At 44.5% G+C, this 16,085-nt stretch carries 12 protein-coding genes; 3 read left to right on the top strand and 9 right to left on the bottom strand.

The window, feature by feature from the left end:
- Nucleotides 1–10 precede the first annotated feature (10 nt).
- On the top strand, nt 11–646 hold the full coding sequence (gene pyrE / locus CRENPOLYSF2_RS05645) for an orotate phosphoribosyltransferase (protein WP_087142985.1): 636 nt from the start codon (nt 11–13) through the stop codon (nt 644–646).
- A 146-nt stretch (nt 647–792) separates the two neighbouring features.
- Nucleotides 793–2,733, top strand: a complete 1,941-nt coding sequence (locus CRENPOLYSF2_RS05640) for a dynamin family protein (RefSeq protein ID WP_087142967.1) — start codon at nt 793–795, stop codon at nt 2,731–2,733.
- Between the two features lie 144 nt (nt 2,734–2,877).
- On the opposite strand, the gene trmB is transcribed toward CRENPOLYSF2_RS05640, so the two are convergent.
- The 8 genes from trmB to CRENPOLYSF2_RS05600 all read right to left on the bottom strand — a co-directional run bounded on the left by trmB (nt 2,878) and on the right by CRENPOLYSF2_RS05600 (nt 11,530).
- Nucleotides 2,878–3,567 carry a tRNA (guanosine(46)-N7)-methyltransferase TrmB gene (gene trmB / locus CRENPOLYSF2_RS05635; protein WP_087142966.1) on the bottom strand — a complete coding sequence of 230 codons (690 nt, stop codon included), beginning with the start codon at nt 3,565–3,567 and terminating at the stop codon, nt 2,878–2,880.
- Nucleotides 3,568–3,727: 160 nt separating this feature from the next.
- The gene (gene thiS, locus CRENPOLYSF2_RS05630; protein WP_087142965.1) at nt 3,728–4,705 is read right to left on the bottom strand and encodes a sulfur carrier protein ThiS; all 978 of its coding nucleotides are present in this window, start codon (nt 4,703–4,705) and stop codon (nt 3,728–3,730) included.
- Nucleotides 4,702–5,772 (bottom strand): 3-deoxy-7-phosphoheptulonate synthase, encoded by a 1,071-nt coding sequence (locus tag CRENPOLYSF2_RS05625; protein WP_087142964.1) that lies wholly within the window; start codon nt 5,770–5,772, stop codon nt 4,702–4,704. The genes thiS and CRENPOLYSF2_RS05625 overlap by 4 nt, the downstream gene beginning before the upstream one ends.
- Before the next feature lie 100 nt (nt 5,773–5,872).
- On the bottom strand, nt 5,873–6,949 hold the full coding sequence (locus CRENPOLYSF2_RS05620; protein ID WP_087142963.1) for an asparaginase: 1,077 nt from the start codon (nt 6,947–6,949) through the stop codon (nt 5,873–5,875).
- 251 nt (nt 6,950–7,200) lie between these two features.
- Entirely contained in the window at nt 7,201–7,824 is a 624-nt protein-coding gene (locus tag CRENPOLYSF2_RS05615) for a hypothetical protein (protein ID WP_087142962.1), read from the bottom strand.
- A gap of 281 nt (nt 7,825–8,105) precedes the next feature.
- A complete protein-coding gene (locus CRENPOLYSF2_RS05610; RefSeq protein ID WP_245807911.1) occupies nt 8,106–8,507 on the bottom strand; it encodes a DUF805 domain-containing protein in 402 nt (133 codons plus the stop codon).
- 100 nt (nt 8,508–8,607) lie between these two features.
- Nucleotides 8,608–9,882: a dicarboxylate/amino acid:cation symporter gene (locus CRENPOLYSF2_RS05605; RefSeq protein WP_087142961.1), complete on the bottom strand. Its 1,275-nt coding sequence runs from the start codon at nt 9,880–9,882 to the stop codon at nt 8,608–8,610.
- Between the two features lie 373 nt (nt 9,883–10,255).
- Nucleotides 10,256–11,530: a dicarboxylate/amino acid:cation symporter gene (locus CRENPOLYSF2_RS05600; protein WP_245807910.1), complete on the bottom strand. Its 1,275-nt coding sequence runs from the start codon at nt 11,528–11,530 to the stop codon at nt 10,256–10,258.
- Between the two features lie 385 nt (nt 11,531–11,915).
- Here CRENPOLYSF2_RS05600 and CRENPOLYSF2_RS05595 point away from each other — a divergent pair, with 385 nt between their 5' ends.
- The gene (locus CRENPOLYSF2_RS05595) at nt 11,916–13,916 is read left to right on the top strand and encodes an acyltransferase family protein (protein WP_087142959.1); all 2,001 of its coding nucleotides are present in this window, start codon (nt 11,916–11,918) and stop codon (nt 13,914–13,916) included.
- A gap of 167 nt (nt 13,917–14,083) precedes the next feature.
- Here CRENPOLYSF2_RS05595 and CRENPOLYSF2_RS05590 read toward each other — a convergent pair whose 3' ends face one another.
- Nucleotides 14,084–15,943 carry an Hsp70 family protein gene (locus CRENPOLYSF2_RS05590; protein ID WP_087142983.1) on the bottom strand — a complete coding sequence of 620 codons (1,860 nt, stop codon included), beginning with the start codon at nt 15,941–15,943 and terminating at the stop codon, nt 14,084–14,086.
- Between the last annotated feature and the right edge of the window lie 142 nt (nt 15,944–16,085).

Here is a 16,085-nt window from a genome sequence, read left to right as displayed (position 1 = left end):
CTTAAAAATTATGCTCAATTATAAAAAAGACTTTATTGGCTATGCGCTGGACTGCGGTGTTTTAAAATTTGGTGAGTTTGTACTTAAATCTGGCCGTGTTAGCCCGTATTTTTTTAATACTGGATTGTTTAATACCGGCATGCAATTGGCAAAGCTGGGTGAGTTTTACGCCAAAGCGCTGGTTGAATCAGGGCTTAATCCTGATATTTTGTATGGGCCTGCTTATAAAGGTATTCCCTTAGTAAGTGCTACTGCTATTGCCTATGCGCGGTTAACCACAGAAGATATTCCGTTTGCGTTTAATCGCAAAGAAGCGAAAGATCATGGCGAGGGTGGCTATTTAGTGGGATCGCCGTTGCAAGGCCGTGTGCTTATTTTAGATGATGTCATTACAGCGGGCACATCGGTTAAAGAATCGGTTGATATTATTAAAAATGCCGATGCTACGCCAGTGGGGGTATTAATTGCTTTAGATCGCCAAGAAAAAGGCAATAATGACACATCTGCCATACAAGAAGTTAGTATTTTGTTTCAGATACCGGTTGTTTCTATAATTACATTGGCAGATATCATAGAATACACTAAACTCAGTTCTAACTATTCCGTTGATGTGATTTTGGCCTATCAGCAGCGTTACGGTATTTAAGATAAAAGTATTTTTTCACTTTTCAAAAATAAAAACATCTTACGCTAACAGTTATTTGTATATAGGCTACAATTAACGGGAATCGTTCACTTAATTCACTCGTTCGACTTACATCATAGAATTGTGTTAGCAATAAAAGGCTTGCCATGAGGAATCTGGAATTTAAAGATCAAATGCACGAGTATGCGCTCTGGCGTGCCAAGGTGGTGCAGGCTATAGAAATGTATCATCAGTGGCGCATTCGTTACGGAATGAATGATCCGCACAGCACCAATACGATTTTAAACGCAATCAGTAATTTGCAAACTGACCGTATTACCTTGGCTTTTGTCGCGGAGTTTTCGCGCGGTAAAACCGAGTTAATCAATGCGCTGTTCTTTGCTGAAACGGGAGTGCGTTTATTACCATCCACCGCTGGACGCACAACCATGTCGCCCACCGAGCTTTTTTACGATGAAGAAGGTGGCAGTTATATCCGCTTGTTGAATATAGAAAGTCGTTTAGAAGATATTTCTTTAGCGGAATTAAAGCAGCAACCGCAGCGTTGGACACAATTTAAGCTGGACAGCAATTCACCAGGGCAAATGCAAGAAGCCTTTAAAGAATTGTGCGCTACCAAAATGGTTGATCGGCAAGTGGCTGATAAATTGGGTTTATGGAATGATAGATTGGCCGCTGAACAAGGCGTAGTCAACCCAGAAAAAGTTGAAATTCCGTGTTGGCGACATGCGTTAATCAGTTTTCCACACCCGTTATTACAGCAAGGCTTATGTATTTTAGATACGCCCGGTTTAAATGCCTTAGGCACTGAGCCTGAGCTAACTTTAAATATGCTGCCGAGCGCACAAGCCATTGTTTTTGTATTGGCGGCGGATACTGGCGTTACTAAAAGTGACATGGATATGTGGATGAATCATGTCTGTTTAACACGCGGTGGCAATAAGCAAGGTCTTGCTGTCGTCATGAATAAAATTGACGCGATGTGGGATGATCTTGCCGGAGAGCGTGGCTATCAAGATGCAATTAACTCGCAAATTAAAACCGCAGCAGCTACTTTAAAGCTTGATGAAGCGGCTATTTTTCCCGTGTCAGCCAAGCAAGCCTTATTAGGTAAGGTTAAAAATGACAACGCAGTATTAGAAAAAAGCCGTTTAGCAGCGCTGGAACAATATTTGTCGCGGGATATTTTAAATCAGCGTCGTACCATATTGATGGGATCATTGGTGCGTGATATTGGTTTTTTAGTGAATGAGTCTTCCAGCATTACCGAATTAGCAATGACTAATGCGGGTAAACAGTTAGAAGAGTTTAAGAAAATTGATTTTGAAAATCACGATATGACTGCCAAATTAATGGCCGAAACCCGTGATAGACAACAGCTGTATATGGCCAATATTGAAAATTTCCAAGCCAGTCGTCGGGTATTTTCTGTGCAGGCTAAAATGCTGATTGATTCGTTTTCTAAAGAAAAAATCGATCCGATTATTAGAAGTACCCGCACCGATATGGCCAAAAGCTTAACGACGTTTGGCATGAAGCAAAATATGCGTAAATTGTTTGATGATTTACGGGATTTGCTACAAGATTCTATTGATATTACCAACGAAACACGCCGTCTGGTAAAAGCGATCCACAAAAAATTTAAAGATGAATACGGTTTTAAAGAGATTGAGCCGCCGTTGTTTTCAATAAAACCTTATCAAGTTGAATTAGAGCAAGTATTTGCAGAAGGTGAGGCGTTTCGATTAAGCGCAAAAACCACGATGACCGAACAAAGTTTGGTTATCCATAAGTTGTATAGCACCTTGATTGCTAAAGCCAGAAACGTATTGCGACAAGCACATGCAGATGCTATCTCGTGGAGTAACGGTGTATTAACACCCTTAATGCATCAAATTAAAGACCATAAAAAACAAATAGAAAGTCGGATGCAGTTGCTGAGAAAAATCAATGACTCAAAAGGTTCGGTAGCAGAAAAAATTGCTTTACTGGAAGCTGAGATTGATCCACTGAAACGGCAAAAAGACGAGTTGGCAATGATGATCAGAGCCATGCAGCTGGATGCTGTGGTTAAGGAACGTGCATGAAATAAGTTGAACAACTTAAACGCCACTTCCGTTCGTGCTGAGCCTGTCGAAGCATGAACTTGCTCACGTTATTTCATACACGTTGCTAAGCATTGAAGACAGAGTATCGTTGTGTCGAACAACGATACTCAAACCATCAAACCCTTAGTTTTTAGTAAAAACTAAATCCCATACGCCGTGCCCTAAACGTATTCCGCGTTGTTCAAACTTTGTTAAAGGCCGATAATCAGGGCGCTCGCAGTAAGTGTGTGTTGGGCTGGTATTATTAAAACCTTGCACCGGAGTCAACATGTCCAAGATATGTTTGGCGTAGTTTTCCCAATCGGTTGCAGTATGGAAGTAACCGTTCACTCTAAGTTTTTTCAGTAACACTTCAATAAAACTGGGGCGCACGATGCGTCTTTTATGGTGTCTTTGTTTGGGCCACGGGTCAGGGAAAAACAAATGCACACCGCCAAGGCTATTGTCCGAAATATGGTTTTCCAGAATATCGATGGCATCGTGGTTATAGATTTTTAGATTAGTGATGCCATTTTGCTTAATCAGCATCAGTAAATGCCCAACCCCAGGCCGATGTACTTCGATACCGATATAGTTATTGTCCGGATTTTCTGCGGCCATTTTGGCCAAGCTTTCGCCATTACCAAAACCAATCTCGATAATTAACGGGGCATCACGGCCAAAAACCTGGGCAAAATCATAGTGAATGTTGGTGTCGAGACCGTATTCCATCCAATAATTTTCCAAAGAAAACTCTTGGCCAGCGGTGATGCGGCCTTGGCGTGGCATAAAGCTTCGGATTCTTGGTGTCACAGTAGGAGCGGGTGAGGTCATGCGTGCAGGTTTATGGTTATTGAGAGGGTATAGACAAGAATAATGGCTACATATTTACGTTGGGATATTATTGTAGGTTGGGGGTAAGGTAACGAATCCCAACGATGCAGTGCGTTATGTGTTGGGGTTCCTAGCGTCACCCCAACCTACATGGCCGGTGTTAAAAAAACAAACCATCCAGCGGCGATGATGCCGACGCAAAACGGCGTTTCGGCATACGGCCTGCCAAATACGCCTCACGTCCGGCTTCTATGCCTTTGCGCATGGCAGAAGCCATCAGTATTGGATTTTTTGCTGCCGCGATAGCGGTGTTCATTAACACACCATCACAACCCAATTCCATCGCCAGTGCCGCATCGGATGCCGTGCCGACACCGGCATCCACCAAAATCGGTACGCTGGCGTTTTCCACAATAGTTAAAATATTATAGGGATTGCGGATACCCAAACCAGAACCAATTGGCGCTGCCAGTGGCATCACGGCAATACAGCCAATGTCTTCGAGTTTTTTGGCGGCAATCGGGTCGTCGTTGGTGTATACCATCACGTCAAAGCCTTCTTGCACCAGCATCCTGGCGGCAATAAAGGTTTGTTCGACATCTGGAAATAAGGTTTTTTGATCGGCTAACACTTCCAGTTTTACCAGCTTATGGCCACCGAGCAATTCTCTGCCTAAACGACAAGTACGCAAAGCGTCTTCAGCGGTGTAACAACCGGCGGTATTGGGCAATATAGTGTATTTGTCTGGTGAGATCACATCCAGCAAATTGGGTTCGCCAGGATTTTGGCCAATATTGGTACGGCGAATAGCTACAGTAACAATCTGTGCGCCGCTGGCTTCTATCGCCAAACGGGTTTCTTCCATGTCCTTGTATTTACCGGTACCGACCAGCAAGCGTGACTGATACGCTTTGCCCGCCAGTACAAAACTGTCGTTTTGGCCACCGCCAATGGCATGGACAATTTCCAAGCGATCACCCTCGGCCAGTATTTGGCTGGGGTAGTGTTGGAAGGGCAGGATTTCCAGATTTAATTCGACGGCTATTTTTTTGCCCGTTAAACCTTGTTTAGCAACCACATCCGCCACCGAGATAGCTTCGTTAACATCGTGGGTTTCGCCATTAATAATAATTTTCATACGCTAAAACTCCGGCGACGTTGCACAGCGCTGGCCAGTGTTTGTAACAGCGGCAAGGTATCTTCAAAGCTTAAACAGCCGTCGGTGATACTCTGGCCGTAGACTAAGGGTTGTCCGTCTATTACTTTTTGGCTACCGGACTTAAGATGGCTTTCGATCATGACTCCCATAATGCGGGTATCGCCGCTGGCGATTTGTTCGCTGACATCTTCACCGACGATCAGTTGTCTGTGGCATTGTTTAAGGCTGTTAGCATGGCTGAAATCAATCATGATGTTGGCTCTTAGCTGGGCGTTGTCTAAGCTTTGTGCAACTTTTTCGACGCTGACCGCATCGTAGTTTGGTCCTTCGTTGCCACCACGTAAAATAATGTGTACGTCCTGATTGCCGGTGGTGGAAAAAATTGCTGAGCGACCTGCTTTGGTCAGCGACAAGAAATGATGCGGACTCATCGCAGAGCCGATGGCATCTATGGCGATTTTGGCAGTGCCGTCGGTGGAATTTTTAAAGCCGATAGGGCAAGATACGCCGGAAGCCAGTTCGCGGTGACCTTGGCTTTCGGTAGTTCTGGCACCAATTGCGCCCCAGGCAATCAAATCAGAGACATATTGCGGGGTGATTAAGTCCAGGTATTCGGTAGCGGCCGGCATACCAAGGTTGTTGACATCAATTAGCAATTGTCTTGCAACCCGTAAGCCTTTGTTGATGTTAAAACTGGAGTCGATATCAGGATCGTTGATCAAACCTTTCCAGCCCACGGTAGTACGCGGCTTTTCAAAATACACCCGCATGATGATGAGCAAGTCATCGGCCAGATCGTCTTTGGCTTGTTTTAGCAGTTGTGCGTATTCTAATGCCGCCTGGGTATCATGGATGGAACATGGGCCGACCACCACCAAAAGCCGGTCATCTTCACCAGTAAGGATTTTATGTACCGCCTGGCGTGCTTCCAGCGTGGTTTTGGCCGCTTGTTCGCTGATCGGCATTTCGTCATGTACTTGATTCGGTGCAATCACTTCACGGATTTCACAGATTCGAAGGTCGTCAGTTTTATATTTAGTGTGCATGTAAGGGCTACCACCCCGTTGATTTAGTACAGAATTAGGTGTTTAACTGCCCCATTTTAACCGTTTTTGCCTTGGCTTGGTTAGTTTTTGCCGCGTTTATTTAGGGGCGTTGTGGTATGCAGCTTGAAGAGGGCGTTGTTTCGTCGATTAAATCTGCCCAATTCAGGATTTCCCGTGCTATGTTTTGCGTGAGGAATTCGGCGATTTGCTGGCTATCGGTAAAGTTGCCGTAGGCCAGCGACAACTTGACGTAAGCCGCTTCCAGCGATATATTCCATAACATGCTTACACCCAGTTCCAATAAGACTCGCGTACTGTGGTAAGCCTCTGCGGTTTTTAAGGCGGGTGTCAAATAGATCGGAATGCCTTGTGCTGAGCAGCGTTTGATAAATTCAAGCAAAGAATAATCATCGCCCCAGTGTTGGCTGACACAGGCGGTACCGGAATGGTATAAATCGTGTAAGACGGCCACGGTGTTATCCAGATTAAAATGACTGTAATTAAGGCCAGGGTAGGGCGTTATCAACAGAATTTTGTCAGAGAATAGTGCTTGCAAGGGCGCTATGCTTTGGCTGGGTGCGGGTATGCTGAGGTTGAGTTCTGAGAAGCGCCCGTAGTCATAAATTAAATAGTGTTTGTTCTGTACGCTGATGAAGTCACTGCTCAGTTGTAAGGAGGCGGCCAGGTGTGTGCCTCTGTGGATGTGCATGACATGGTAGGGATTCCGGTACGGCACAAATACGCCGGGTTCACTGACTTGCAAGATAAATTCTACCGCGCAGATGAAGTTCTCCAGGCCGTTGGCTTTGGGGTTATTTAATGGGTAGTTGCTGGATACCAGTAATATGGACTTTTTGATGGCGTAGAAATAATAGCTTAACGCGCAGGCGGTAAAGCTTAAGGTGTCGGTGCCGTGGGTTATTATGATGGCATCGTAGTTTTCGGGTTGTGCGGCTTCTATGGCGGTGATTAAGGTTGTCCAGGCCGGTGGTGCTAGATTTTCGCTTAAGATTTGTAGCGGCTGTATGCTAGTAAAGTTAATGTGATGGTGAGGGTAATGTTGTTGGTACAACTGGATGAGTTGGTAGGCTGTGGCGGGGTTAGTGTTGATGGTGCCTTGAGTAGCGGTGGATCCTATGGTGCCGCCGGTAAATACGACTAGTATTTGTTTGGTCATGATGGTGTCGGCTGTCTAGCTTCTGGGTAATCTATTGTACCGAACTTTTGGATAATGGCTTGTTACGCCAAGTATCGCACATACATTTCAATGGCTTTTTCGACGGTTTTTGCCATATTGGTAATGCGATATGTTGCCCAGCGTAATGCCTATTCGATTAAATTTTCCGTTAACATTTTATCGTTACGTTTTATTTGCTCATCGGTATGTCTCATTTGCACAACCGCGCTTTTGATAGCGGCTTGCCTGGCTTACAACACCCTCAAATGTTCGCCACTTTCGGTATGAACCACATCACCACTGCGTTGCAAAACAAAATAACCGCGTTTTAACGCTTCTTCTTTAGCATCGTCGTTAATGTGGAATGACGCGATAGCACCGTATTGCTTGTAGTGTTGATAGATTGGAAACAGCTGTTTAAAGTGTTTCATCTTGCGATCTAATTTATCCAGATCATGGGTATGGGCTTTGTATTTCACTTCAACAATACCGAGGGCAGTGCCGTTAGTCATAACCAAATCGTATTCTTCTTGAATTTTGCCACGGTGCTTTTGCATATTTTTCGTTATATCATCAAAACGGATACTACCTAAGTGATTGTCTTTTAATAGACTTTGCAAAAAGAACTCTTCCGCCACGTCACCTTGATTTTGTCCTATGTTACCCAGCGTAATGCCGATTCGATCGAGCTTTTCCGTTAACAATTTATCGTTGCGCTGCATTTGTTCGGCAGTACGCTGCATTTGTTCGTCGGTATGCTTCATTTGTTCAGCAGTTTCCCTCTGGGCAACAATCAAGCTAGTAATTTGTTCATCAGTTTCTCTTTGTGCAACAGCAAGACTTGCAACCAAAGCTTTTAATTCATCATCTGTCATTGTATTCTCCAGATAGGCTATTCAATGTCTGAGATTTTAGCATAGCGAAACACCTGTCAAGTTTCAAAAACATCGAATACAAAAAACCGTTTGAGTAATCTGGCGGGGATTAGGATTTTGTGGCTATTTATGGCTTAGGAACGCGCACGAAATAACTTGAGCAAGTTCATGCTTCGACAGGCTCAGCACGAACGGTGGTGGCGTTTAAGTTGTTCAAGTTATTTCATGCACGTTCCTTAGCATCAGTTGTTTAGTACCGATGAAACATGAAAAATAACCGATTAATGCAGTGCCAGGCATCGACCTCGTGGGTTTTTGCCATAGTAATTATCGCCTGGTTTGCTGTCTTCTAATACGTGGATAAAAATGACAAAAGCACCAATAATAGGCAGTAAATAGATTAATTGCCACCAGCCACTGCGGTTGGTATCGTGTAGTCGTCTTGTTGTGACGGCGAGGGTAGGGCAGAGCATTATCAGCATGTAAATGCCGTTTAACAGGCCTATTTTTAGATGCATGGCCAGTTCGATTTGGCTTATATTGCATACAGATTCCACTGTCGCCAACGCGATAATTATCAGCAAATTAATTGAAATAAACCACCAATATTCTTTTCTGCGTGCCCGGCCTTTAAAATCCGAATATTTTTTTAACGCGCGTATAAACCAATTAATACTTTCCATTGTGCGAGTTCTCTCATCTTGTGCCTCTCAAATAGGTGTTAATCAACTTTGAGAGGGTAGTTACAGCTGATTAACTCTGCACGCAGTTAACGACAGTTGTTTACAACTGTAGTTGAGTTTTCTCAGCATTCAAGACAGTATTTAATTTTTTTATATCTAGCTCATTTTCCCATTTAGCGACTACCACAGTAGCCACACCGTTGCCGATTAAATTAGTTAACGCTCTGGCTTCGGACATAAAACGATCAATTCCCAGTATCAAGGCTAAGCCTGCAAGGGGAATCGTCGGTACACTGGCTAATGTGGCTGCTAAAGTGATAAAACCACTGCCAGTTACCCCTGCCGCACCTTTTGAGGTCAGCAATAATACCCCCAATAAAGTCAGTTCTTGTGTAAAGGTAATCGGTGTATTAGTCGCTTGGGCAATAAAAATAGCCGCCATTGCCAAATAGATGGATGTGCCATCTAAATTAAACGAGTAACCGGTGGGAATCACTAAACCCACGACCGATTTCGCACAGCCCAGCTTTTCCATCTTAATCATAATCCGTGGTAACACCGATTCTGACGACGACGTGCCAAGTACAATTAACAACTCTTCTTTAATGTAGATAATAAATTTGATGATGCTAAAGCCGGTGAGTTTGGCAATCAGCCCCAGCACCACAAAAATAAACACTAAACAGGTCAGGTAAAAGCTAGCCATTAATTTGGCCAATGCTAGTAACGAGGCAATACCGTATTTGCCGATAGTAAATGACATGGCACCAAACGCGCCAATGGGTGCAAGTTTCATCAGGGTTTCCACGATACCAAACAACACATGCGATACTTTGCCGATAAAGACAACCACTTCGCTGCCAGTATCTTGCATGGCTGCCAGTGAAAAGCCAAACAGCAATGAAAACAATAACACCTGTAAAATCTCGCCTTTGGCAAAGGCATCAAACACCGTGCTGGGGATAATATTCAGTAAAAACTCTACGGTGCTGTGGCTTTTAGCTTTCTCGGTGTAATCGTGAATATCGCTGATATTTAACGTGCTAACATCAATATTCATGCCGGCACCGGGTTTTAGCGTATGCACGACGATAAGGCCAATAATCAGTGCCAAGCTGCTCACTACTTCAAAATACAATAGTGCTTTGCCGCCAATACGCCCCGCTTTGCCCATATCTTGCATACCGGCAATACCAGTTACTACCGTACAGAAAATAATCGGCGCAATAAGCATTTTTATCAGTTTGATGAAACCCTCTCCTAAAGGCTTCATGTGGGTTGCTAAGTCGGGATAAAATTGCCCTAATAAAATGCCTAAGCTAATAGCAAATAACACTTGCAGGTAAAGATGGTGGTGTGGTTTTTTGACGGTCATAAAATTTTTGTCCTAAACAAATCAGTGAATCCTTCAAAATCCGGGCTACCCAATTAAGACGGGACAGTTTCAGGTTAAGCCGTTCGTGGTGAGCTTGTCGAACCATGAACAACAGCCTTCGACAAGCTCAGGCCGAACGGTAGTTGTAGTTTATTGTTTGGTCTTAAGTGGATAGCCAAAATCCGCTTAGGAACGCGCACGAAATAACTTGAGCACGTTCATGCTTCGACAAGCTCAGCACGAACGGTGGTGGCGTTTAAGTTGTTCAAGTTATTTCATGCGCGTTCCTTAGCTTTTCATAGGAAGGCAAATTGAGTTTTGCTTGTCTCACCGAAGAGCTGGCGAGTTGCTTATCCCCTTTACAATGGCTTTATTAACGCAGCGCTTTTTCCCAACGACTGATAACAGCAGCGGCCATGCTATTACCGAAGACATTGGTGGCGCTGCGTCCCATGTCCAAAATCTGATCTATGCCCAATAGCAGCAGTAAACCGGCTTCTGGAATATCGAACATGGACAATGTTGCCGAGATAACGATGAGTGAGGCTCTGGGTACACCCGCCACGCCTTTGCTGGTAAACAGCAGTACCAGCAACATGGTCAGCTGGTCGGTTAGCGCCATGTCGATACCGTAAGCCTGGGCAATAAACAGTACCGCAAAGGTCATGTACATCATGCTGCCGTCCAAATTGAATGAATAGCCTAGCGGTAAGACTAAGCCACAGACTTTGTCATCGCAGCCAAAGCGTTCCAGTTGCTGTAACAGTTTTGGGTAGGCACTTTCACTGCTGGCAGTGCCGAATGCCAATAGCATGGGTTCACGAATATGGCGCAGCAGCGAAAAAATGCGTCGCCCGATAAATACGCTACTGATGCAGCCTAATAGAGTACACAGCAGCAGCAAGCCAAAATAAAATTCACCAATAAATCGGCCATAAGTGATTAATACGCTGATACCTTGTTGGGCAATAACTGAAGCCATCGCCGCAAATACCGCTATCGGTGCTGAGTGCATGATGTAGCTGGTGACTTTAAGCATGATATGAGACAAAGAATCCAGCGTTTTAACAATAGGCAGTGCCAGCTCGCCCAATGCTGCACAGGCAACACCAAAAAACAGCGAAAACACCACGATTTGCAGGATTTCATTATGTGCCATAGCATCAATAATGCTGCTGGGAAACATGTGTTCGGCAAAGCTTTTTAATGAGGGCGGCACTTTGGCTAGGCCGTTATCTGCGTCAATAGCGGGTAAAGCGATATGTAAAGACGCGCCAGGCTCTAACACATTAACTAACAACATACCCAGTAACAAACTGAAGATAGACGCAGAAAAAAACCAAAAAATTGCTTTACTGCCAATGCGACCAACCGTTTGGGTGTCGCCCATTTTGGCCATACCAACAACCAAAGTAGAAATCACCAGCGGCGCGATAATCATCTTTACCAGACGCAAAAACACTTGGGTTAGTACGGTAAAAACATCAATAATATGGGCAAGTGCGGGATGTGCGTTACCGGTTTCACTGTCGGTAAGGGTTACATTAAGTAACTCACCAACCGCAATGCCAAGTAACAGGGCAATGCTAACATACAAGGTTTGGTGATTGGGTTTTGGAGTGCTGTGCGTGTGGGGTTTCATGGTCATAGCCGTTCCTACGTTAAATTGTAAAACGTGGTTTGACTGCGATTAAGCAGTGTCTGGTTTTTGATTATCCCTAGAAATAACATGAGATGCCATCGTTGCATGGCGAATTGGCGAATTAGCGTTGTGAAATGCCGTTTTTGGGTGGTATAAGCAGCGTTTAATAAAATGAATGGCAGGATAAGTCGCTGATATTTTATGTTTTACAAAGTCTGTATTTACTTGATATAACTGCGTAAAATGTAATCATCCAAATTTATTCGATACCACGCGATGCGTTTTTGTTAAATTGGCTGAACTGATAATGAATAAATAATCTTTTGAAATCAAAGGTAACATGTAAACATTATGGCTTGCTAAGCCAATACCAATATTGAGTCATTATTAAATGAAACATTTTACCCATATCGATGGGCTTCGGGCGATAGCGGTGTTAGCTGTTGTTTTTAATCATCTTGGAATCCATTGGCTACCAGGTGGTTTTGTTGGAGTCGATATTTTCTTTGTGATTTCTGGTTTTGTTATTACCTACGGCATAAAAGACAGGTTAGCCAAAGGCGAATTTTCACTTCTCGATTTCTATGATCGCCGTGTACGGCGTATTTTTCCCGCAATGTTGATTATTGTGGGGTTATCCTTAATCTATGGTTATTTTGCGTTACCTTCCGGAGATTATGCGTCGCTCGGAAATAGTGCGTTCAGTTCAGCGTTGTTTTTCGCCAACGTTTATTTTATGCACAACACCGGTTATTTCGATGCTTCGGCACACGCAATGCCGTTACTTCATCTTTGGTCATTGGCTGTTGAGGAACAGTTTTATATTGTCTGGCCAATAGTTGCCTGGTTGTTGTGGAAAATGACCGAGTTTAAAGGCATTGTATTTGCTTCTATTTTAGGTATTTTGCTGAGTACCAGTTTATTAGCCTGTCTATTTGTTACCTTGCATGAGCCAAAAGCGGCTTTTTTTCTGCCGTATTATCGGGCTTGGGAGTTTTTGTTGGGTACGGCTTTAGCCGTTGGGTATTCACGGTTAAACTTAACCGGTTTTTTGTCAGCTATGTTAGGTGTCATTGGTTTTTTTTGCATGACATACGCACTGTTATTTATCACTGAGGATGATGCCTTTCCAGGTATTTACGCACTGCTACCCGTCATTGGAGCACTGCTATTAATTGCTTCAGGACTCTATACGAATTGGTGGGGCGTGCGCTTTCTTTCAAGTGCAATCCCCCGTTTTTTTGGACATATTTCATATTCACTCTATCTTTGGCACTGGCCGTTGATTGTTTTTTTTATTTTTTACAAAGGAGGAGGGGAATTAACGCGTTATGAGCAAGGCTGTATTTTTATCGCGTCTGTTGTGTTAGCAACTTTAACCATGTATCTGATTGAAAACCCTTTGCGCTATATGAAAATGTCGGCGATACGGCGTGTTTCTATCGGTATTGTCGCTGCGGGTTTGGTTGCACTATCGGGTCATATCATTAACGCTCAAGAGGGATTTCCACATAGGTTGTCAGCGAATGTTCGCGGGTTATCAAGTTTAAAAGTAATGTGGGATTGGCCATGTTCACAAACGCGTGCTATTGAAGGTCTCGCCGGTAACGAATGGTGTGTCTTAGGTGCAGACTGGGATAAAGCAAGCAGAAAAGGCGTGTTATGGGGGGATTCTCATGCAGAACATTTTGCGCCAGAAATCCATGAAGTGGCAAAGCAACAAAATCTTTCATTGTTGCTTTGGCGTGCATGTCCAGCGTATGCCAGTTACGATATAAAGCTGTTTCGATCCAAAATGCCAGAATATTATTTAAAATGTGCAAATTCACGAAAGCGGCTTGAGGAATGGATAGCGGAAAAAAAATTGATACAAACGATGGTATTGGCTGGTGCATGGCGTGATCAACCGGAAGCCATTTATAAATCGGACAGTGATATTCGTTCACGCGCCTATGGCCTTAAGCTTATGAAGGATGGGTTTGTTGATCTATTTAAAGTATTACCTGCCACTATTGACCACATTGTGTTATTGGGTGATGTTCCCCGTTTTTCAAACGATCCAATACCTTGCGCACGACGAAGAATAGATGCCAGCTTGATACAGCAATCTTGTGATTTAGATATTCTTAATTCTGCTGAAGTCATCCGCCGACATGCGGATACTGACGCTGTGTTAAAAGCGGCGGCATTAACGGACAAACGGGTTATTTTTATTCCTAGTGCTGCTCGGATGTGTACTGATAAAAATTGCTTAACGTATGTAAAAAATGAATTTCTCTATCGCGATTCCCACCATCTGCGGCGAAATTTTAGCTTTGTGGCTCGAACCGCTCTTATTACTAAACTTGGATTGACTGAGGCACTTGCGATACAACCTGTAAAGACAGAATAAACGCTTTATATGCAGTGGCGGACAAAAAAGCACTGTCAGCTTATATTTTAAAGCAGATACAAACACCTTTTAAATGGTTATTTGTAAATCAGAAACCGCTGTGTTTTAGAAAACGACCACTCACTTTCGTCGGTGGTCGTTTAATTACGGTGACTTAAAAGCGCTTATTAATCCTTGCCGCGCACATCCAACTCAATCTTCCAGCGGCTGTTATTTTTATGTGATACTGCTTGTAATTCCAACGTACCCACTTCAGTGACTGCTGCACACAAATGCACCGGAATTACTTCGCCGGCACGGAAACCTTCTTCTGGCAAAGTAACTTCAATTTCATCCAGCTCAGAAATTTCATCTGCTGTCCAATGATCTAAGCGCGTACCGACACGGTCTTCACGGCGCGTAGTAGAGGCAAAGAAACGGAAGCGTACTGGTTCACCAATCACTAAACCGAATTCATCATCAGGTAATTCCTGTTGTGTACCCTCTTCCATACCGAACGGTGCAATACACAAGGCTTCAAGTTCTGGTGGTCGCCCTGGCACGGCTGGCATGGCGCTTTCCACGCCGACATAATACGATGCCGCCGTACCGCCTTTAATACGCACGCCTTTGCCTTTACGCACATAACCGTAGTAAGACGCACCGCGTGCTACCGCCAAATCCAGATCAGCACCGGCTAGCAACCGCGCTTCCGGCGCTTGCTCTGTACTTAACCAACTGTTCATTACCTGCATTAAGCGATTGGCTAATGGCTGCGCCTTTAACACGCCACCGTTAAATAACACTGCGGTGGGGTGTAAGAAAGTCGCATTTGCGGGCAGATTGATATCTTTTAAATCTTCGGTAGCGCCTTGTTGCTTGGTTAAAAACGCCGCCAAGTGCCGCGTAATCCCTGCATCTTGTGCATACGGTAAACCGGTGGTGCGCAAACCCGTACGAGTACGGCTCACGGGTCGCTCACTGACATTAACTTGTGGGAAAAACCCCTCCACTAACACGCTATTGACTTCATCGCGGGTTAATTCGGTACGTAAATTACCACCAATTAATGACGAACTGCGGTTAGCCACCACGATGGGCATGGAATCCACATCAGCACTGTTAAAGATTTTTTCTTTGGCTTCGCGGCAAGCATGGGTTAAGGCTTGTAACTGCCACGGCTCTAAACGCTTGCCGTCTTGTTCCAATTTGGCTTTAACGGTATACGCTAACGCCAAATCCATATTGTCGCCGCCGAGTAAAATATGATCACCTACCGCGACACGGGTTAATTCCAGATTACCCCCGTGTTCAGTAACGGCAATGAGCGATAAGTCGGTGGTACCACCGCCAATATCCACTACCAAGATAATATCGCCGCACTTGGCCTGTGTGCGCCATTTGCCTTGGCTTTTTTCTATCCAGCTGTACAGTGCCGCTTGTGGCTCTTCCAGCAAAATCGCCTGACCTAAGCCTACGCTACGGGCAGATTCTATCGTCAATTCCCGTGCCGCAGGGTCAAACGAAGCCGGTACGGTAATAACTAAACTTTGTTCGGATAACGGTGCATTGGGGTGTGCGTATTTCCAGGCATCGCATAAATGTTGCAAGAACGCCGTGGTTGCAGCAAATGGTGAGATACGGGCGATTTCATCCGGTGCATCAACCGGTAAAATTGGCGCTTTGCAATCGACACCGGCATGACACAACCAGCTTTTGGCACTGGACACCAAACGTATCGGGGTTTTGCTGCCCAAATTACGCGCAATCTCACCAACCAAATGTTCAGGATGCGCGGTCCACGGCAACACAATCGTATTTTCAGCCAGTTCCGCTGCGTGTGGCTGGTACAAAAACGACGGCAATTGCTTGCCATCTTCCACCATGCCAGGTGCGGTTAGTTGCGGTATTGGCATAACATGCAGATTAAATTCATCATCCTGTATGTCGGTAATATCCGCATACGACAGCACGCAGTGAGTCGTGCCCAAATCGATACCGATGGAATAATGCCGGTCACTGCGCGTATCTATTGCAGGGGTCGACATTGTTGTGGCTTGTGGGCTGGGTGCTGCTGGTGTATTTACAGCAGGCTCTGTACTGATCGGTGCCGCATCTATAACAGCTTCAACAGGCGCAGGGGTACTGATTTCTGGTTCTGGCTCTGGTTCTACCACAGCTATTAACTCT

The sequence above is a fragment of the Crenothrix polyspora genome, from assembly GCF_900163755.1.
GTDB lineage: Bacteria > Pseudomonadota > Gammaproteobacteria > Methylococcales > Methylomonadaceae > Crenothrix > Crenothrix polyspora.
The sequence above is the reverse complement of the archived record's forward strand: the minus strand, read 5'-3'. Positions and strand labels throughout refer to the sequence as shown.

Excerpts from the sequence above, each read along its gene's own strand:
- CRENPOLYSF2_RS05640 (WP_087142967.1), top strand. The coding sequence starts at position 793 with ATGAGGAATCTGGAATTTAAAGATCAAATGCACGAGTATGCGCTCTGG.
- pyrE (WP_087142985.1), top strand. The coding sequence starts at position 11 with ATGCTCAATTATAAAAAAGACTTTATTGGCTATGCGCTGGACTGCGGT.
- CRENPOLYSF2_RS05590 (WP_087142983.1), bottom strand. The coding sequence starts at position 15,943 with ATGTCGACCCCTGCAATAGATACGCGCAGTGACCGGCATTATTCCATC.
- CRENPOLYSF2_RS05595 (WP_087142959.1), top strand. The coding sequence starts at position 11,916 with ATGAAACATTTTACCCATATCGATGGGCTTCGGGCGATAGCGGTGTTA.
- thiS (WP_087142965.1), bottom strand. The coding sequence starts at position 4,705 with ATGAAAATTATTATTAATGGCGAAACCCACGATGTTAACGAAGCTATC.
- CRENPOLYSF2_RS05600 (WP_245807910.1), bottom strand. The coding sequence starts at position 11,530 with ATGACCATGAAACCCCACACGCACAGCACTCCAAAACCCAATCACCAA.
- CRENPOLYSF2_RS05625 (WP_087142964.1), bottom strand. The coding sequence starts at position 5,772 with ATGCACACTAAATATAAAACTGACGACCTTCGAATCTGTGAAATCCGT.
- trmB (WP_087142966.1), bottom strand. The coding sequence starts at position 3,567 with ATGACCTCACCCGCTCCTACTGTGACACCAAGAATCCGAAGCTTTATG.
- CRENPOLYSF2_RS05615 (WP_087142962.1), bottom strand. The coding sequence starts at position 7,824 with ATGACAGATGATGAATTAAAAGCTTTGGTTGCAAGTCTTGCTGTTGCA.
- CRENPOLYSF2_RS05620 (WP_087142963.1), bottom strand. The coding sequence starts at position 6,949 with ATGACCAAACAAATACTAGTCGTATTTACCGGCGGCACCATAGGATCC.
- CRENPOLYSF2_RS05605 (WP_087142961.1), bottom strand. The coding sequence starts at position 9,882 with ATGACCGTCAAAAAACCACACCACCATCTTTACCTGCAAGTGTTATTT.
- CRENPOLYSF2_RS05610 (WP_245807911.1), bottom strand. The coding sequence starts at position 8,507 with ATGGAAAGTATTAATTGGTTTATACGCGCGTTAAAAAAATATTCGGAT.